Below are 17,991 nucleotides of genomic sequence, written 5' to 3' on the forward strand. Positions count from 1 at the left end.
GCATCCGCCCGGAGCCATGCAACAACTCTTTAACTAGCCAATAACCCGCCAGCGAGCGGGCTATTCGGCATGCTTGACATACTCCACGTGTTCATCACGCTCGCCAGCAAAGACGAAACCGTTGACCTCCGCGACGTGGCGCGAGGCAGCATTGTCTGGCAGCGCACGAATAATCAGCAGGGGAGCCCCCTCGGCGAAAGCGTGATCGGTCACCAGGCGCACGGCACGAGTCATCAGGCCACGCCCGCGCGCCCACGGGGCAGTGTTGTAACCAAAATCGGCACCACCGGAATCGTCGAGGCGCAGCTCGATGCTGCCGCAGTACCGGTCATCGACGACAAGCGCCCACCGTGCACACCCGTCACCTGAGTCGCCGAGGAACGCCTCGGCCATCTCGACGGTGTACGGCGATGGCACCGTGGTCCACTCAACCATCCGTGGGTCAACCGACGCGGCGAACAGGTCGTCGTGCACGCCCGGAACGGTTTTCACGCGCGACCACGGCAGGAGCGTCAACTCGCCGTCGGTGAGAGTGTCGTTGGCGGGTGGGAACCAGGGGTTAGTTGGCATGGAGGGCTTCGTTGAGTTCGATGCCCTTTGCGGGGACGGCTTCGACGGAGCCGGTGACGGAGTTGCGACGGAATTGCAGGCCGTTGGCACCGGAGAGTTCGAGGGCCTTCACCTCGGTGCCGGCGTCCTTGCCCAGGGCTTCGGCGACGGGTGCGGTGAGGACGACCTTTGTGCCGGCGGTGACGTAGAGGCCGGCTTCGACGATGCAGTCGTCGCCAAGCGAGATGCCTACGCCGGCGTTGGCGCCGAGGAGGCAGCGTTCGCCAAGCGAGATGATTTCTTTGCCGCCGCCGGACAGGGTGCCCATGATGGAGGCGCCGCCGCCGATGTCGGTTCCGTCGCCGACGACAACACCTGCGGAGATGCGGCCTTCGACCATGGATGCGCCGAGGGTGCCGGCGTTGAAGTTCACAAAGCCTTCGTGCATCACGGTGGTGCCTTCGGCGAGGTGGGCGCCGAGGCGGATGCGGTCGGCGTCGCCGATGCGCACGCCGCTCGGCACAACGTAGTCGACCATGCGTGGGAATTTGTCCACGGAGAAAACGACGACTGGGCCGTTTTCGGCGAGGCGCGCGCGGGTCATTTGGAAGTCGGCGACGGCGCAGGGGCCGTAGTTGGTCCAGACGACGTTGGACAGGAGGCCGAAGATGCCGTCCATGTTGGCGCCGTGTGGGCGGATGAGGCGGTGGGACAGTAGGTGGAGGCGCAGGTAGACGTCGTATGCGTCGATGGCCGGTGCGCTTAAGTCGGGGATGGTGGTTTCGACTGCGACGCGTGCGACGCCGCGTGCCTCGTCGGGGCCGACGAGGTTGGTGAAGCGGGCGTCGGGCTCTTCTAATCGACGAGTGCCTGTTTCCGTCACCGCCTCGTCAACCTTGGGGGCGGGGTACCAGACGTCGAGAACGGTGCCGTCGTGGGTGATGGTCGCGATTCCGCGTGCAATTGCAGTCGTGGGGGTAGTCATGGCGACTACCTTACGACACCGCGTTTCTTGGTCAGTAGCGACAAGCCGACCAGGGCGAGGGAGAGGATGGTGACGGAGATGACTTGGGAGCGGGCGGCGTCGTCGAAAAGCATGAGCACTGTCAGGCCGACGAGGGCGACGAGCGTGACCCATGGCACCCAGGTTGCGCCGTGGACGCGGACGGCGGATTCGCGGATGCGTGGGTGGAGTTTGATGAAGCTTAAGGTGATCATGATCCAGGTGACGATGAGGCAGCCGCCGGTTGCGGACATGATGAAGTCGATCATTCCGGGCGGGTTCCACCATTGCAGGCCGACGGCGAGAAACGCGAAGACTACGGAGACGAGCACGGAGTTCATGGGCACGTTGTTGGCGTTGGTTTTTGCCATCCATTTTGGTGCGTCGCCTTCGAGCGCTTGTTGGTAGCCGAGGCGGGAGGTGCCGTAGAGCTGTGCGTTGAATGCGGAGAGTAGCGCGAGCACGATGACGACTTCCATGAAGGCTGCGGCGCCTGGGATGTTTGCCATTTCGAGCACGGCGGTGAAGGGGGAGTCGGCGGCGGAGTCGGCGCCGTCGATGGTGGCGTACGGCAGTAGCAGTGTGATGACGGCGACGGAGCCGAGGTAGAAGATCGCGATGCGCCAGATGATGGAGTTGACGGCGCGTTTGACGTTGTCGGCGGGGTCTTCGGATTCGGCGGCTGCGATGGTGACCACTTCGATGCCGCCGAATGCGAATGCCACGGCGAGGAGGCCTGCGGCGATGCCGGCGACACCGTTGGGGGCGAAGCCGGATTCGCGCACGTTGTCGAAGCCGACGAAGTCGCTGGCGGGCAGCACGCCCAGCCAGAGGAGAACGCCGATGATGAGGAAGCCGACGATGACGGCGATTTTGATCATGGCGAACCAGTACTCGAACTCGCCGAAGCCTTTGACCTGTGCGAGGTTTACGGCGGTGAGTACGACGACGACGATGAGCCCGGGCACCCATTGGGGGACGTCGAACCAGGAGGCCATCATGGCGGAGGCGCCGGTGAGTTCGGCACCACACGCCATGATCAGCAGGAAGTAATACAGCCAGCCGAGGAGGAATCCTGCCCAGTGGCCGTACGCCATGCGTCCGTAGGTTGCGAATGAGCCGGACGACGGGTGGGCGGCGGCCATTTCGCCGAGCATGCGCATCACGGCGATGACGATGAGTCCGGCGATGGCGTATGCGACCAGAATCGCGGGGCCGGCGGCACGAATGCCGACGCCGACGCCGAGGAACAGGCCTGCACCCACGGCGGTGCCGAGCCCCATGAGTGTCAGGTGGCGGGACTTCAGCCCGGTGCCGAGCTCGCTATTGCTTGTCGACGACCCCATTACCGCACCTCCTCAATCTCTGCCACGTTCTTCTTCGCCGGTTGCTTTCCTGTCGCGCGGGTCCACAAAATTCCCGCGAGGGAAACGACACCGACAACGACGGCGACGGCGAACATTTGGAATCGCCCGTCGGGGTCGGCGAGCATGAGCAGGATGACTCCGCCGGCGAGCGCGATCATGACCCAGGGAAGGACGTTGGGGGCCCACATACGTACGTCGGTGATTTCGCCGCTTGCTTCGAGCTTCGGGTGCAGGCGGACGAACGACAGGGCGACGACGATCCACAGCACGATCAGGCAGCCACCGACTGCGTTGAGGAGGAAGGCGAGCAGCCCGGGCGGGTTCCAGTACTGCAGGGCAACGGCGACGAAGCCGAAGAACACGGACACGATCACGGCACGGACGGGCACGCCGCGGGGGTCGGTTTTAGCGAAGATCTCGGGGGCGTCGCCACGCACTGCAAGGTTTTGCATGAAGCGCGACGAACCGTAGATCTGCGTGTTGCAGGCGGACAGCAGGGCGACGACGATGACGGCCTCCATGATGCCGACGGCGCCCGGGATGTTTGCCATTTCGAGCACTGCGGTGAACGGGGAGTCGGCTGCGGAGTCCGCGCCGCCGATTTCGTCGAAAGGCAACAGCAAGACGATCAGCAGCACGGAGCCGATGTAGAAGATGGAGATGCGCCAGATGATGGAGCGGATCGCGGAGTGGACGCCGGCTTCGGGGTTTTCGGATTCGGCGGCGGCGACGGTGACCAGTTCAATGCCGCCGAACGCGAAGGCGACCGCGAGCAACGCGGTGGCAACGCCAGCCCAGCCGTTGGGCATGAAGCCGACCTCGCTGATATTCGACAGGCCTACGAACCCGCCGGTGGGCAGCACACCGAGCCACAGGGCCACACCGATGCACAGGAACGCCACGATCACAACGACCTTGATCAGGGCGAACCAGAATTCGAACTCGCCGAAGTTTTTCACCGCGGCGAAATTGATCACGGTGAAAAAACCAATGGCGATCAGCGCCGGGATCCAGGGGGAAATGGCGAACCATTGGGCGACGATCGCGGACGCGCCGGTGATTTCGACGGCCATGATCATGATCATCATGAACCAGTACAGCCAGCCGATGGCGAAGCCGGCCCAGCGGCCGAAGGCTTGCTCGGCGTAGGTGGAGAACGTGCCCGACGACGGGCGCGCGGCGACCATTTCCGCGAGCATCTGCATGAAGCACACGGTGATGAAGCCTGCGACGACGTAGGCGAGGATGACGGCGGGGCCTGCGGCTGCGATGCCAACGCCGGTGCCGAGGAAGAGTCCGGCACCGATGGCTGAGCCGAGGCCCATCATGGTGAGGTGGCGCGTTTTCAGGCCGCGTGCGAGCGCGGTGGAATCGGCGACGGGGGAAACGGGGGTTGACATGTCGAACACCTTAAACCTCGACATGCAGTGAAGTGCATTCTTTTCCGGTTTATATGCGTGTGTTACGTGCGCGTGGTTTCTGCGGGGCGCAGCACGGGGGCGGTGGTGTAGGGCTCGTGTTGGATGCGCAGGTTGTTGCGGCCGGCGAGTTTTCCCGCGGGAAAATCTTCTCCGGTGGCGGGGTCGAAGATTCGGGTGTGGGGTTCGAGGGTGATGCCGGCGCCGATGTCGCAGTTGTTGCCGAGGGTGATGCCGTTGATGTTTGCGGTGGGGTGGAGGTGGCAGTTGGCGCCGATGCGCATGGGTTGGCGGGCGAGGGCGTTGTTGTTGGTGGGGGTGGCGATGAGGGCGGTGCTGCGGGCGAGGGTGGTGTTGGCGCCGACGGCGACTGCGGAGGAGATGGTGCCTTCGATGCGTGCGGGGCCGAGGGTGCCGGCGTTGTAGGAGATGTAGCCTTCGCGGACGACGGTGGTGCCTTTGGCGAGGTGGGCGCCGAGGCGGACGCGTTCGGCTTGGGTGATGGTGACGTCGGTGGGGACGACGTAGTCGACCATGCGGGGGAGTCGGTCGATGCCGTAGACGTGGATGGGGCCGCGGGCGCGGAGGTTGGTGCGTACGGTTTCGAAGTTGTTGGGGAGGCAGGGGCCTTTGTTGGTCCAGGCGACGGGGGTGAGGTGGTTGAGGGCGCCGTCGAGGTTGATGGTGAGTGGTTCGACGAGGCGGTGGGACAGCAGGTGGAGGCGAAGGTAGACGTCGTGGGCGTCGATGGGTGGGGCGTCGAGGTCGGCGATGGTGGTGCGGACGGGCACGGTTTCGACGAGGCGGTCGCGGTCGGCGCCGATGAGGCGCAGGAACTCCGGGGAGAGGTTGTGGGCGGAGGTGCGTTGGGTGGTGGTGGGGTGGTCGTCGTTAAGTGTGAGCTTGGGGTTGGGGTACCAGGTGTCGAGCACTGTGCCGTCTATGGCGATGTTGGCGATTCCGAGGCCGTGTGCTCCCAAAGACATGGCCGTCATTGTAAACGTAGGATCGCGGTGTGACTTCCTTAGATCCTTTTGCGGACCCTGTTGTTTTGTCGGCTGCGTTGGTGGATATTGAGTCGCCGTCGCACCATGAGGAGGCGATCGCGGACGCCGTTGAGGCTGCGTTGCGTGGCCTTGAGCATGCGGAGGTGCAGCGCTTCGGTAATACCGTGGTGGCGCGTACGAGTTTCGGGTTGGATTCGCGGGTCGTGTTGGCGGGCCATATTGATACGGTGCCGCTGGCTGATAACACGCCGCATCGGCTGACGAGTTCGCCGTCGGGTGAGATCCTGCATGGTTGTGGCTCGGTGGATATGAAGTCGGGTTTGGCTTGCTACCTGGGTGCCTTCGCACGCTTGGCGCAGCCGGGGAAGGCGGCGCATGATTTGACGCTGATCGCTTATGAGGGCGAGGAGGTGGCGCAGGAGTTCAATGGCTTGTACCACCTTGAGCGTGATCATCCGGAGTTGCTGCAGGGTGATATTGCGTTGTTGGGTGAGCCGTCGGGTGCGATCATTGAGGCTGGTTGTCAGGGTACGATCCGCGTGTTTGTGGATGCGCATGGCACGCGTGCGCATTCGGCGCGCTCTTGGCTTGGCCATAATGCGGCGCATGATCTTGCGGGCGTGCTCACCCGTATCGCGGCGTATGAGCCGCGCGCTGTGCGTATCGACGACTGCGAGTACCGCGAGGGTTTAAACGTCGTCGGGCTGGAGGGCTTCGTGGCGACGAATACGATCCCGGATCACGCGCGACTGATCGTGAATTTCCGCTACGCGCCGGATCGCAGCGTCGAGGACGCGAAGGCGCACTTGGAAGAGACACTCGCGCTGGAAGAGGGCCTCGAGCTCATTTACGACGACGTCGCGCCGGGGGCGTTGCCTGGCCTGGGCGACCCGGTCGCGGCCGGGTTGGTCAAGGCAGTGGGCGGGAACTTCCGCGCCAAGTTTGGGTGGACGGATGTGGCGCGCTTTTCTAGCCTGGGTGTTCCTGCGGTGAACTTTGGGCCTGGCGATCCGGGGTTTGCCCATAAGAAGGACGAGCAGTGCCCGGTCGATGAGATTCGTCAGGTGGCGGCGCAGTTGCTCGATTACCTGAGTGCTGAAAGCGAGTAAGAGATATGGCTCCGTTGAATTTCCCCCGCCCGGACCGCGACCGGAAGTTGCGTGGGCCGATGGCGCTGCGCAATGAGGCTGAGCAGGCCACGACCTATGATCAGCGTTTGTTGGAGTCCATGGGGCAGTCTGATGGGTACTGGAAGCACCAGGATCCGTGGCGTGTGATGCGGATCCAGTCGGAGTTTGTGGCTGGGTTTGATGCGTTGTCGGAGTTGCCGAAGGCTGTGACGGTGTTTGGCTCCGCACGTCTTGGCGAGGGCACGCCTGAGTACCAGTTGTCCTACGAGGTCGGCCGCGCGCTGGTGGAGGCGGGCTACGCCGTGATCACCGGCGGTGGGCCGGGTTTGATGGAGGGGCCGAACCGGGGTGCTCACAACGCGGATGGTTTGTCGGTTGGTTTGGGTATCGAGTTGCCGTTTGAGCAGGGCCTGAACGACTGGGTGGATCTGGGTCTGAATTTCCGGTACTTCTTCGCTCGCAAGACTATGTTTTTGAAGTACTCGCAGGCGTTTATTTCGCTGCCCGGCGGTTTCGGCACGATGGACGAGGTCTTCGAGGTGCTATGCATGGTGCAGACCGGCAAGGTGACCAACTTCCCGATTGTGCTCATGGGCACGGAGTTCTGGTCTGGGCTGGTTGAGTGGATCGAGCAGCAGTTGCTTGGCCGTGGTTTGATTTCGCCGGGGGATGAGAAGTTGTACCTGGTTACCGATTCCGTGGAGGAGGCCGTGGCGCACATTGTGGAGGCCCACAAGGTGATGACGGACGAGCGCCTGCGCGATGAGTGAGGTCATGGCGATCGTGAACCGCACGCCCGACTCGTTTTATGACAAGGGTGCGACGTTCGCGATTGAGAAGGCGCTTTTGCGTGTCGACGACGCCGTTTCCGCCGGGGCCAGCATCATCGACATCGGCGGCGTGAAGGCAGGCCCGGGCGACGACGTGTCCGTTGCCGAGGAGATTGACCGTGTCGTGCCGCTTATTGCCGGGGTGCGTGAGCACCACCCGGACGTGACGGTGAGCGTGGACACCTGGCGCGCCGCGGTGGCCGAGGAGGCGATCGCAGCCGGCGCGGACCTGATTAACGACACGTGGGCAGGCTTCGACCCCGAGTTGGTTGAGGTGGCAGGCGCCCACCGCGTGGGGTACGTGTGCTCGCACACCGGCGGGGTCACGCCGCGCACGCGCCCGCACCGGGTGCACTACGACGACGTGGTCGCCGACGTGATTGCGGAAACCACCGCCTTGGCCGAGCGCGCCGTCTCGCTAGGCGTGCCGGAGGAAGCGGTGTTCATCGACCCCACGCACGACTTTGGCAAGAACACCTACCACGGGCTGGAGATCCTGCGGCGTATCGACGAAATCGTCGCCACCGGCTGGCCCGTCCTCATGGCCCTGTCCAACAAGGATTTCGTGGGCGAGACCGTCGGGCGTGGCCTCAACGGTGCCGACATCACCCAGCGCGTGCCCGGCACCCTCGCAGCAACCGCGTGGGCGGCCGCGCGCGGGGTGGCGGCGTTTCGCGTCCATGAGGTCGAGGCGACGATCGACGTCATCCGCATGATCGAGGCGATCCAGGGCACCGCGGCACCGCTGGCAACCGTGCGGGGGCTCGCGTGAGTGCCGACACGCTCGCCGGCATGCGCACCGATGTACGAATCAGTGTGGTGATTCCTGCGCTGGATGAGGAGGCGACGGTGGGTGGGGTCGTCGAAAAGTGTGTGGCTTCGTCAGCGGACGAAGTCATCGTCATCGACTCAGACTCCACCGACCGCACCGCCGAGCGCGCCGCCGCAGCCGGGGCAACCGTGGTGAACTGGCGCGACGTCGACCCACGCACACCCTGGCCCGGCAAGGGCGAGGCGCTGTGGCGCGGCGTGAAGGCCGCATGCGGCGACGTGGTGGTCTTCGTCGACGCCGACGTGACCTCACTCGAACCCTGGTGGGTCGACGCGCTCGCCGAGCCATTTATCGACGACACCGTCCACCTCGTCAAAGCCTCCTACACCCGCGAAGGCGCCGGCGGTCGCGTGACCGAACTGACCGCGAAACCCCTCCTGCGCGCCCTCTTCCCGGAGATCGCCGTGGACCAGCCGCTCGCCGGCGAATACGCCATCCGACGCTCAACCGCGCTTTCGCTGCCATTCGTCGCCGGCTACGGGGTGGAAGCGGGCTTGCTCATCGACGTCGCCCGCGCCCACGACCCAAAAGCCATCCAGCAAGCGCAACTGAGCCCCCGCACCCACCGCAATAGGCCGCTGTATGAACTTGCTGGGATGGCTGATGTCGTCGCAAAGACGATTCTCGCGCGCGCGGGAAAATTCCCCGTCGAGGTCAGCGAGCGCCCCGCCTGGGCCGACAGCTAAACTAACCCGCATGCTTTCCTGGATCATCCTCATCCTGGTGCTCGCACTGCTGAGCATCATTGGCCTGAAACTGTTCGCCACCGTCTTCGGCCGCGGCGAGGCCCTGCCGCCCATGCCACCAACAGAAGAGGTGAAGGAAGCCAACCGCCGCGCCGTGGAGGAAGGTAACTTCGGCGATATTCAGCTCGAGGTTGTGCACCGCGGTTACCGCATGGATCAGGTCGATGCGCTCATCGAACAGTTGGCGGGCGGCAACCTTGCGCCGGAAACACGGGTAGAATCTCCGGAAGAACACGTTTCGGAAACAAAGCAATAAGGAGTGTTGACGATGGCAGCAATGAAGCCGCGTACCGGTAGTGGCCCGATGGAAGCGGTGGAGGAGTCGCGCAAGATCGTCATGCGTATCCCGTCTGACGGTGGCGGACGCCTCGTCATTGAACTGAGCAAGGAAGAGGCTGGCGAACTTGGCCGCTTGCTCACGGAGGCTGCTGGAGAGTAGTTCCGGCCAAACGCGGTAGTATCACCACATGCTCAACGAGATCGTGGATGTACTCGCGGACCCGGTAGACCTGACCCCGCTTCGGGGCGAGGACGATTTTGGTCGTCTCGTCTCCGAATCGGGGCATTCTTATGACGTAGCCAAGCAGGGTTATGTCACGCTCGCGTCGGGGCGCGGGCTGAATCATGAGGGCGATTCGCTGGAGATGATTAACTCTCGCGAAACGTTCCTGTCGAATGGCCATTTCGCGCCGTTTGTGGAGGCGGTGTCGGATCGTGTGGCGGATGTTGTGGAGCATGCCGCAGGCGATCATGATCCGGTAATTCTGGAGGCTGGCGCCGGAACCGGCTACTACCTTGCGCACACGCTGGACCTGATTGATGGCGCGCGTGGTGTGGGGTTGGATATTTCGGTGCCTGCTGCGAAGCATTTGGCTAAGGCGCATCCGCGTTTGGGTGCGATTGTGGCGGATGTGTGGGAGCAGCTGCCTATCCGCACGGGGGCGGTTGATGTGGTGACTGTGGTGTTCGCGCCGCGCAATCCTGCGGAGTTTGCGCGTGTGCTTAGCGACGACGGCGAGGCCGTCATCCTCGTCGCCGACCAAGGCCACCTGGACGAGCTCCGTGAGCCACTGGGTATCCTCGGCGTGGAGGACGGCAAGGTGGCGCGACTGATCGAGCAGTCGGCGCAGTGGCTGACCCCTGTGGCCGATCCGGAGTTGATTTCGTTCCCGATGACCCTGGGCCGTGACGCGATCGCCGCGCAGGTGGGTATGAGCCCGTCGGCGCGTCACCTGGATAAGGACGTGCTGCACGCGCGACTCGAGGACCTCCCGGAGCAGATGGAGGTCACCGCCCGCGCCCAGTTGATCCGCCTGCGCAAGAAGTAGCGCGCCGGCGCTTCGCTCACGACGCGCTAAAGAAACGGAGAAGGCCCGCGTGATGCGGGCCTTCTTGCTGTGCCTGGCTCATGTGCCGGCACACGCGCCGGCTGGCTTAGAAGCGGGCGGGGTATCCGCGGCGCCACTCGCCGCTGATGGATGCTTCGCCGGTGGCGCGGCTGCGGATGCCGTTGCAGCCGCCTTCGGGCCAGATGCGCGACGACATGACAACGCTGCCGCCGCCGGCGTAGACCTCGAGGGTGCAGCCGTCGACGATGACGGTGACGTTGTCTTCGTCGTCGTCGTGAAGCGGTGCGGTTGCGGGGGAGCCGTCGAGGCGGTCGAGTGTGAGCTGCTCGCCGTTATGAGTGATCACCGCAGCCGGTTCGTTGTTGCCGTCGAGCACCTCGAGGGTGACCTGGGAGCCGGCCGGGATTTCGCACAGGCCGGCCCACATGCGGGCGCGGTCGGTGGCGCTGACGGCGTCTGGCAGGCCTGGTGCGGGCACTTGGAAGAGGCGGCCACCTTGCAGGGTGGCGCGGCGCGGGAGGGTGAGGGCGTTGGCCCAGCCTTCGGCGGCCCAGTTGGGTTCGAGGGTGGGGTCACCGGCGCGGTCGGTGTTGGTCATGAACCCGAACAGGTAGGCGCGCTCGTAGCGGTTTTCCGCGGTGGTTTCGTCCAGCGGGTAGTTGGTGTTGCGTGGGCGGGTGAAGTCGTGGCCGTAGTCCAGGAGGGTGAACGGCGTGGTGATGTCGAAGACGTTGCCTCGCAACCTGCCGACGGCGTAGACGGCGGTGTCTTTGCCGTCGCGTTCCAGGGTGATGAAGAGGACGTCGCGGATTTCGCCGTCGACTTCGTCGCGCAGGCGCACGATGCGTGGGGCAACGAGGGAGGCATCGAGGGTGATGCCCGTCTCGCCATTGAACTCGAGCGGGCCTTGCAGCTCCCAGTCTCGGCCGTCGGGGGAGGTGAGGACGACCGGCTTGGGGTCGGTGACAGGCCCGGTCACGGCGAGCATAAGCCAGCCGTCGTGGCCTTGGTCGCGGTCGGCTTCCGTGTCCCAGGCGGGTACGACGCAAGGCGAGCGGAAGTTGGTGTCGCCGGCGGTGTCGTCGACTGCGGTGCCGGTGCGCTCGGCGGCATCGGAGACGTCAGTGTCGTCAGCGTCAGCGTCTTCGGCGTCGAGGTCGTCGTAAAGCCTGTCCACGTGCGCAACGTGGGCGATCTGGATGGTGTTTCCTGCCGGGGTTTCGGAGGAGAAGTACAGGTTGACGCCGTCGCCCGCGGAGGTGACGGACCCTGCACGGATGTTGGTTTCGTCGCCGGAGGGGACGATGACGTCGTTGCAGTCGAGCCAGTTGAATGCGTCGTCTTCGCTGACTTCGTGGCCCCAGCGGCTCGGGGCGTCGGGGGTTGGGCGGTACTGGTAGAACATGTGCCACAGGCGGTTCTCGCGGCTGCCGATGCGGAATACGCCAGCTGGGCCTTCGAGAATGCCGCGTTCTGCGGTGACGTGTAGTTCGGGACGGTAGACCGTCATCAGATCAACCCCTTGTAGATGTCTACGGTTTGTTTCGCGATTGTGCGCCAGGAGAAGGATTCTTTGGCTCGGGTGAGTCCGGCGCTGCCCATGGTGGCCGCGCGGTCTTTGTCGCCGGCGACGGCGTTGACCGCCTCGGCGAGGCGTTGTTCGAAGCCGGTGGTGTCGTCGGGCGTGTAGTCCACAAGCACGCCAGTTTCGCCGTCGACGACGACTTCGGGGATGCCGCCGACGCGCGAGGCCACCACCGCGGTGCCGCACGCCATGGCCTCCAGGTTCACGATGCCCAGCGGTTCGTAGACGGATGGGCAGACGAAGACGTCGGCGATGGTGTAGACCTGTCGTACTTTTTCGGCGGGCAGCATGTCTTGAACCCAGAACACGCCGTCACGCTGCGCTTGTAGCTTTTCGACGAGCCCACGCGTCTCAGTAGCAATCTCCTCGGTGTCGGGGGCGCCGGCGCAGAGGATGAGCTGGACGTCGTCGTCGAAAAGCTGTGCTGCTTTGAGCAGGTGGGCGACACCTTTTTGGCGGGTGATGCGCCCGACAAACGCGACGACCGGCCGCGAGGTGTCTACTCCGAGTTCTTCGGCGATGGTGCCGGTGTCCGGGTACCAGTTGGCGGGGTCGATGCCGTTGAGGACGACGTGGACGCGGGAGTCGTCGATACGCGGGTAGGCGCGCAAAATGGCATCTTTCATTCCGGCAGATACGGCGATGACCGCGTCGGCGTTTTCCATCGCGTTTTTCTCCGACCAGGACGACACGTTGTAGCCGCCGCCGAGCTGCTCGCGCTTCCACGGGCGGTCCGGCTCCAGCGAGTGGGCGGTGACCACGTGGGGGATCTCGTGGAGCAGCCCGGCGAGGTGGCCGCCGAGGCCCGCGTACCACGTGTGCGAGTGCACCACGTCGAGCCCGGCTGCGGCATCGGCCATGCGCAGGCCTGTGGACAGGGTTTTGATCGCGCTATTGGCCCCCTCGAGTGCGGGGTCGACGCCGTGGACGTATACACCTGCGGCGTCGCGTGGGGCGCCCATGCAGTGGACGTCGACGTCGGCGAATTCGCGCATGAACCGCGTGAGTTCTGTGACGTGCACCCCGGCGCCGCCGTAGACCTCCGGCGGGTATTCGCGCGTGAGCATTCCTACCTTCATGTCCGCCGAGCCTACTGACGTTGCGGAATCCCTGCACGAGCCTTGAATTGGCATTAGCCTTGCGGTTATGAAAAGCCAGCCTCGAGTTCTCGCCATTGTCCTGGCCGGCGGGGAAGGCAAGCGCCTGTTTCCCCTGACGGCTGACCGTGCCAAACCCGCCGTTCCGTTCGGCGGCAACTACCGTTTGATCGATTTTGTGTTGTCGAATTTGGTCAACGCCGGCTACATGCGTATTGCGGTGTTGACGCAGTACAAGTCGCACTCTCTGGACCGCCATGTGGCTACGGCGTGGAACATTTCTGGGCCAACGCAGCAGTACATTGCGTCGGTTCCGGCGCAGCAGCGTCGCGGGAAGCGTTGGTACAACGGGTCGGCGGATGCGATTGTGCAGTCGCTGAATCTCATTTACGACGACATGCCTGACTACGTCTTGGTCTTTGGCGCGGACCACGTCTACCGGATGGATCCGTCGCAGATGGTCGAAGATCACATTGCGTCGGGCAAGGCCGCCACCGTGGCAGGCATTCGCGTGCCGCGTGCGGAGGCGAGCGCGTTCGGTTGCATCCAGGCCGACGATGACGGCACGATCACCGAGTTTTTGGAAAAGCCGGCCGACCCACCGGGTACCCCGGACGATCCGGAGATGACGTTCGCATCGATGGGCAACTATTGCTTCTCTACCGAGGCGCTAATCCAGGCGCTGCTGGAGGACGAGCAGAACGAGGATTCCAGCCACGACATGGGCGGCGACATCATCCCGTACTTCGTCGCGCAGGGCGAGGCGAATGTGTACGACTTTTCCAACAACGGGGTGCCGGGCGCAACCGATCGTGACCGCGGCTACTGGCGCGATGTGGGCACGATTGATTCGTTCTACGAGGCCCACATGGATCTGATTTCCTCGCACCCGGTGTTCAACCTGTACAACAAGGCGTGGCCGATCCACGCGACTGACGACGACAACCTGCCCCCGGCAAAGTTCGTCCTCGGTGGTATTGCGCAGGAGTCCATTGTGGCGTCCGGCTCGATCATTTCCGGTGCGACGGTGCGTAACTCGGTGCTGTCCACCGACGTGCGCATCGAAGAAGGCGCGACGGTGGAGGGCTCTGTGCTCATGCCGGGTGTGCGCGTGGGCAAGGGCGCGGTGGTGCGCCACTGCATCCTGGACAAGAACGTTTACGTCTCCGATGGGGAGACGGTCGGTGTGAATACGGAGCGCGACCGCGAGCGGTTCACGGTGTCCGACGGCGGCGTTGTGGTCGTCGGTAAGAGCGAAGTTGTTTAGCCGATTTTGGTGATCAGCGTCAGGCCGCCGTCAAGCGGCAGACGCGCCACCGCGGCGCCGCGCTCGGCTGTCAGCGTATCGACGAACTCATCCGCCTCACGGGCGGCCTCTGTTTCGCGGTCGCGGCGGGTGGGGTCGGCCACGGTGCCGTCGAGAAGCGAACCTGCAAGCACCAACGTGCCGCCCGGGGCCAGCAACGGCCAGGCGGCCTCGATGAGCGGGCGCAGTTCGACGGGGGAGACGTCTGCGTAGACGATCTGGTAGGCGTCGTTAGCCAAGCGCCCCATTACTTCGAGGGGACGTGCGGTGAGGAAACGCACACGCGATGGGCTAAACCCTGCGTTGCGCACCGCTTCCTTCGCGCCGGCCTGCAGTGCGGCTTCCGGCTCGATGCAGGTCATGGTGGCCTTCTCCGGCAGGCCTGCGAGCAGGTGCAAGCCCACAACACCGGCGGCCGGGGTCACCGCAACCGCACCCTGGGATGCGTTCGGGGTTGCCGCCGCGAGCACCGTCAACAGGTCGCCGACCACCGGGCTGGGTGCCGGGGTGCCGTTTTCGGCAGCGTCCTCGCGCGCTGCGCGCAAAGCTTCCGCAACCTGGTCGGAAAGGTGGCCGCCTTCGGTGGAACGGGCGGCGAGGTACGAGTTCATCTGGGTAAATGCGGTCTCACTCACACGCCACATCATAGCCGTGTTGCGTTCACAGGATTCTGTTAACTGGTTGGCTGGCTTTGGGGCAGTGAGTCTGCGAAACTATTGCGCATGAGCACTGACGTTCCACTCACCGGTACCGCAGCGTTTGACGCAGGCCAGGCAGCAATGCCGACCTGGTCTGAACTGGTGAAAGAACATGCCGACAGTGTCTACCGCCTGGCGTTTCGCCTCTCCGGTAATCAGCACGACGCGGAAGATCTCACGCAAGAGACGTTTATGCGTGTGTTCCGCAACGTGAAGCAGTACCAGCCCGGAACGTTCGAGGGTTGGCTGCACCGCATCACCACGAACCTGTTTTTGGACATGGTGCGTCGCCGCGCGAAGATCCGCATGGAGGCCCTGCCCGAGGATTACGAGCGCGTGCCCGGCACCGACATGACCCCGGAAGATGCGTACTCCGTGACCAACCTGGACCCTGCGTTGCAGAAGGCGTTGGACGATTTGAAGGCGGAGTTCCGCGTGGCCGTGGTCCTGTGTGATGTGGTGGGGATGAGCTACGAGGAGATCGCTGAAACCCTCGGAGTGAAGATGGGTACTGTACGATCGCGTATCCACCGCGGTCGCGCGCAGATGCGTGAGTCGTTGGAGAAACAAGCCCTCCACAGCGCCGCCGCGAAGGAACTCATCCGCGCCCGGTAGTAGGGAAGGAGTCGGCGCCGTGACTAGGTTTAACTCCACCGATCATCTCAATCCGGAGGCGATTGCCGCCTATGTGGACGGCGAGTTGTCCAAGGCTGCCACCGTGCGCGCCGAGCGGCACCTGCGGTTGTGTGGGGAGTGTTGTGAGGAAGTTCAGGCGCAGCGGGGGACGTCGCAGCGTCTGCAGGTGTGTAATTCCTCCGACATGCACGCCCCGGCGTCGCTTGTGGAGCGACTGGCGATGCTTTGCGACGAAGACGTGACCGACACCCCCGAAACCCCCAAGGGGATCCGGAGCCGAGTGGAGTCTGCGATTCGCTCGCTGACGCACCGTGAGTAAGGTGAGTTAGGTGTTTTCTAGCATCGGTTGGGGCGAGATTTTCTTCATCCTGATCATCGGGTTGATCGTGATCGGGCCCGAACGCCTGCCTTCTGTCGTCGAGGATGTGCGCGCCGCGATCTATGCGGCCAAGAAAGCGATCAACAACGCCAAGGCGGAACTCAATGGTGAACTGGGGGAGTTCGAGGAGTTTAAGAAGCCGATCGATACTGTCTCGCGCTATGCGGCGATGGGGCCGAAGCGTGCGATGGCGAAGGTGTTGTTCGAAGACGACGACCCCAGCGAGCCTCCAGCGCCGAAGACACCACCACAGGCGCCGCCGCAACAACAAATGCGCCCCGAGCCGCGGGATTCGCAGCCGGAGCGCAAAGGCTTTTCCTGGGAGGACGTTATTTAACCTGCGGGTTCAGGCTCTTGCCTGCCAGTGAGTTCGGGCGCACCTTTAGCTTGTCGACGATCTCAAGCACCGCCTTGGCCGCCGGCGACTCCGGGTCGGAGATGACAACCGGGGTGCCGGTATCGCCGTGCTCGCGAAGCTTCGGGTCCAGGGGTACGGAGCCGAGCAGCTTCACATCCGAGTCGGTCAGCTGGGTCAGGCGCTCGGCGACGTGCTCGCCGCCGCCCTCGCCGAAGATGTTGAGTACCGTGCCGTCCGGCATGGTCATGCCCGACATGTTTTCGATCACGCCGGCGATCTTCTGATCAGTCTGCTGCGCGATCGTGCCGGCGCGCTCCGCGACTTCGGCTGCCGCAGCCTGAGGGGTGGTGATGATCAGCAGCTCCGCGTTTGGCACCAACTGTGCGACGGTGATCGCCACATCACCCGTTCCCGGCGGCAAATCCATAAACAGCACGTCCAGGTCGCCCCAGTACACGTCACCCAAGAACTGCTGGATCGCACGGGTGAGCATCGGACCACGCCACACGATAGGGGCGTTGCCTTCTACGAACTGTCCCACCGAGATGTGACGGACGCCGTGGGCGATAGGGGGCATGATCATTTCGTCGACAAGCGTGGGGCCCTGCTCCTCAGAACCCATCAAGCCTGGCACGGAGTGGCCGTAGATATCAGCATCCACAATGCCCACCGTCAGGCCCTGGGCTGCCATCGCGGTAGCCAGGTTGACCGTCATCGACGACTTACCCACGCCACCCTTGCCGGAAGCCACCGCGATAACGCGCGTGCGCGTATCCGGATCCGCGAACGGGATAGCCGGGCCGGTCTGCTCGCCACGAAGTTTCTGGGCAAGCGCTCGGCGCTGCTCGTCGCTCATCGTGTGCAGCGTGACGCTCACGTCGCCCACACCGTCGAGCTCCTCGACCACTGCGCGCACATTCGACTCAATGGTGTCGCGCATCGGGCAGCCCGCGATCGTGAGATAAATACCGACCGCAACATCGTTGCCGTCGATGGTGACCGATTCCACCATGTCGAGCTCCGTGATCGGTTTGCCGATCTCCGGATCCTCAACGCGCGAAAGCGCCTCGTGGACATCGCTTTCTAAAATCTGATGTTCAGTAGCCATTGCCACCGAATTATACGGCCGTTCCTGGGTGATTTTGGAATCCCGATAGACTACCCAGCATGACTGAACCTATGAACCCATCGTTGAATAAGCGTTTTGGTGTCACAGAGGTGCCCACCGGCTGGCCCGTGGGCAGCTTTTCCACCTATGCGGAGGCGCAACGCGCCGTGGACAACCTGTCCGACAGGGAGTTTCCTGTAGAGAAGCTTTCCATCGTTGGTGTGGACTTGATGCAGGTGGAAAAGATTACCGGCCGGCTTACATGGCCGAAGGTGCTGGGCACCGGCGCGCTGTCGGGTTTGTGGATGGGCCTGTTTTTCGGCCTGCTGCTTTCCCTCATCTCGGTTCCGGGTGCTGGCCTGACCATGTTCGTGTGGGCGGTTGTTATCGGTGCGATCTTCGGCACGGTGGCCTCCGCTGTGGCCTACGCGTTCACCGGCGGCAAGCGCGACTTCGCGTCTGCAACCACGATCGTGGCTGGACGCTACGACGTGCTGTGCGAGCCGGATGCTGCACCGCAGGCCCGCGACATGATCGCACAAGCAGGTGGCCGCACTCCCGCCTCTGAAAACGTCATCGGCGAGTAAACCACC

The 17,991-nt window shown here is 63.9% G+C and carries 21 protein-coding genes; 12 read left to right on the forward strand and 9 right to left on the reverse strand.

Annotated elements, in window-relative coordinates; translation table 11 throughout:
* Positions 1–60: 60 nt before the first annotated feature.
* From HMPREF3171_RS02870 to HMPREF3171_RS02890, 5 genes are all read right to left on the reverse strand, one after another.
* Positions 61–570: a GNAT family N-acetyltransferase gene (locus HMPREF3171_RS02870; protein ID WP_083291932.1), complete on the reverse strand. Its 510-nt coding sequence runs from the start codon at positions 568–570 to the stop codon at positions 61–63.
* Positions 560–1,534 (reverse strand): 2,3,4,5-tetrahydropyridine-2,6-dicarboxylate N-succinyltransferase, encoded by a 975-nt coding sequence (dapD, locus tag HMPREF3171_RS02875; RefSeq protein WP_070482696.1) that lies wholly within the window; start codon positions 1,532–1,534, stop codon positions 560–562. The genes HMPREF3171_RS02870 and dapD overlap by 11 nt, the downstream gene beginning before the upstream one ends.
* A gap of 5 nt (positions 1,535–1,539) precedes the next feature.
* Positions 1,540–2,898, reverse strand: coding sequence for an amino acid permease (locus tag HMPREF3171_RS02880; RefSeq protein WP_070453036.1), 1,359 nt, complete (start codon positions 2,896–2,898; stop codon positions 1,540–1,542).
* A complete protein-coding gene (locus HMPREF3171_RS02885) occupies positions 2,898–4,319 on the reverse strand; it encodes an amino acid permease (RefSeq protein ID WP_070482820.1) in 1,422 nt (473 codons plus the stop codon). Before HMPREF3171_RS02885 ends, HMPREF3171_RS02880 begins: the two co-directional genes overlap by 1 nt.
* 62 nt (positions 4,320–4,381) lie before the next feature.
* Complete coding sequence (locus HMPREF3171_RS02890) at positions 4,382–5,323, reverse strand: 2,3,4,5-tetrahydropyridine-2,6-dicarboxylate N-succinyltransferase (RefSeq protein WP_070482823.1); 942 nt, start codon at positions 5,321–5,323, stop codon at positions 4,382–4,384.
* Positions 5,324–5,352: 29 nt separating this feature from the next.
* Between HMPREF3171_RS02890 and dapE the strand changes: the two genes are divergently transcribed.
* The 7 genes from dapE to HMPREF3171_RS02925 are packed head-to-tail and all read left to right on the forward strand — an operon-like array spanning position 5,353 to position 10,210.
* On the forward strand, positions 5,353–6,453 hold the full coding sequence (dapE, locus tag HMPREF3171_RS02895) for a succinyl-diaminopimelate desuccinylase (RefSeq protein ID WP_070482697.1): 1,101 nt from the start codon (positions 5,353–5,355) through the stop codon (positions 6,451–6,453).
* Positions 6,454–6,458: 5 nt separating this feature from the next.
* Entirely contained in the window at positions 6,459–7,244 is a 786-nt protein-coding gene (locus HMPREF3171_RS02900; RefSeq protein WP_070482699.1) for an LOG family protein, read from the forward strand.
* 4 nt (positions 7,245–7,248) lie between these two features.
* Entirely contained in the window at positions 7,249–8,076 is an 828-nt protein-coding gene (folP, locus tag HMPREF3171_RS02905) for a dihydropteroate synthase (protein WP_070482826.1), read from the forward strand.
* Positions 8,073–8,822 (forward strand): glucosyl-3-phosphoglycerate synthase, encoded by a 750-nt coding sequence (locus HMPREF3171_RS02910; RefSeq protein ID WP_256388292.1) that lies wholly within the window; start codon positions 8,073–8,075, stop codon positions 8,820–8,822. The genes folP and HMPREF3171_RS02910 overlap by 4 nt, the downstream gene beginning before the upstream one ends.
* 10 nt (positions 8,823–8,832) lie before the next feature.
* A complete protein-coding gene (locus HMPREF3171_RS02915; RefSeq protein ID WP_070421784.1) occupies positions 8,833–9,138 on the forward strand; it encodes a hypothetical protein in 306 nt (101 codons plus the stop codon).
* 12 nt (positions 9,139–9,150) lie between these two features.
* Positions 9,151–9,321 (forward strand): DUF3117 domain-containing protein, encoded by a 171-nt coding sequence (locus HMPREF3171_RS02920; protein WP_070421785.1) that lies wholly within the window; start codon positions 9,151–9,153, stop codon positions 9,319–9,321.
* 28 nt (positions 9,322–9,349) lie between these two features.
* On the forward strand, positions 9,350–10,210 hold the full coding sequence (locus HMPREF3171_RS02925) for a methyltransferase domain-containing protein (RefSeq protein ID WP_070421786.1): 861 nt from the start codon (positions 9,350–9,352) through the stop codon (positions 10,208–10,210).
* A gap of 106 nt (positions 10,211–10,316) precedes the next feature.
* Here HMPREF3171_RS02925 and HMPREF3171_RS02930 read toward each other — a convergent pair whose 3' ends face one another.
* Positions 10,317–11,741: a GH32 C-terminal domain-containing protein gene (locus tag HMPREF3171_RS02930; RefSeq protein ID WP_070482706.1), complete on the reverse strand. Its 1,425-nt coding sequence runs from the start codon at positions 11,739–11,741 to the stop codon at positions 10,317–10,319.
* A complete protein-coding gene (gene glgA / locus HMPREF3171_RS02935) occupies positions 11,741–12,895 on the reverse strand; it encodes a glycogen synthase (RefSeq protein WP_070482710.1) in 1,155 nt (384 codons plus the stop codon). The genes HMPREF3171_RS02930 and glgA overlap by 1 nt, the downstream gene beginning before the upstream one ends.
* A gap of 67 nt (positions 12,896–12,962) precedes the next feature.
* Between glgA and glgC the strand changes: the two genes are divergently transcribed.
* Positions 12,963–14,180, forward strand: coding sequence for a glucose-1-phosphate adenylyltransferase (gene glgC / locus HMPREF3171_RS02940; RefSeq protein ID WP_070421858.1), 1,218 nt, complete (start codon positions 12,963–12,965; stop codon positions 14,178–14,180).
* On the opposite strand, the gene HMPREF3171_RS02945 is transcribed toward glgC, so the two are convergent.
* The gene (locus tag HMPREF3171_RS02945) at positions 14,177–14,830 is read right to left on the reverse strand and encodes an O-methyltransferase (RefSeq protein ID WP_070482832.1); all 654 of its coding nucleotides are present in this window, start codon (positions 14,828–14,830) and stop codon (positions 14,177–14,179) included. The two genes, glgC and HMPREF3171_RS02945, sit on opposite strands and share 4 nt — an antisense overlap.
* Before the next feature lie 111 nt (positions 14,831–14,941).
* Between HMPREF3171_RS02945 and sigE the strand changes: the two genes are divergently transcribed.
* From sigE to tatB, 3 genes are read left to right on the forward strand one after another with little or no spacing between them, the layout of a single operon-like run.
* The gene (sigE, locus tag HMPREF3171_RS02950; RefSeq protein ID WP_070453057.1) at positions 14,942–15,532 is read left to right on the forward strand and encodes an RNA polymerase sigma factor SigE; all 591 of its coding nucleotides are present in this window, start codon (positions 14,942–14,944) and stop codon (positions 15,530–15,532) included.
* Positions 15,533–15,551: 19 nt separating this feature from the next.
* Positions 15,552–15,872 carry an anti-sigma factor family protein gene (locus HMPREF3171_RS12425; RefSeq protein ID WP_070453058.1) on the forward strand — a complete coding sequence of 107 codons (321 nt, stop codon included), beginning with the start codon at positions 15,552–15,554 and terminating at the stop codon, positions 15,870–15,872.
* A 10-nt stretch (positions 15,873–15,882) separates the two neighbouring features.
* Positions 15,883–16,269 (forward strand): Sec-independent protein translocase protein TatB, encoded by a 387-nt coding sequence (gene tatB, locus HMPREF3171_RS02960; protein ID WP_070421791.1) that lies wholly within the window; start codon positions 15,883–15,885, stop codon positions 16,267–16,269.
* Here tatB and HMPREF3171_RS02965 read toward each other — a convergent pair.
* On the reverse strand, positions 16,262–17,398 hold the full coding sequence (locus tag HMPREF3171_RS02965; protein WP_070482714.1) for an Mrp/NBP35 family ATP-binding protein: 1,137 nt from the start codon (positions 17,396–17,398) through the stop codon (positions 16,262–16,264). The genes tatB and HMPREF3171_RS02965 overlap by 8 nt on opposite strands.
* A 59-nt stretch (positions 17,399–17,457) precedes the next feature.
* Between HMPREF3171_RS02965 and HMPREF3171_RS02970 the strand changes: the two genes are divergently transcribed.
* The gene (locus HMPREF3171_RS02970; protein ID WP_070482715.1) at positions 17,458–17,985 is read left to right on the forward strand and encodes a YflT domain-containing protein; all 528 of its coding nucleotides are present in this window, start codon (positions 17,458–17,460) and stop codon (positions 17,983–17,985) included.
* Positions 17,986–17,991: the final 6 nt, after the last annotated feature.

The organism is Corynebacterium sp. HMSC08F01 (assembly GCF_001807545.1).
Lineage (GTDB): Bacteria > Actinomycetota > Actinomycetes > Mycobacteriales > Mycobacteriaceae > Corynebacterium > Corynebacterium coyleae.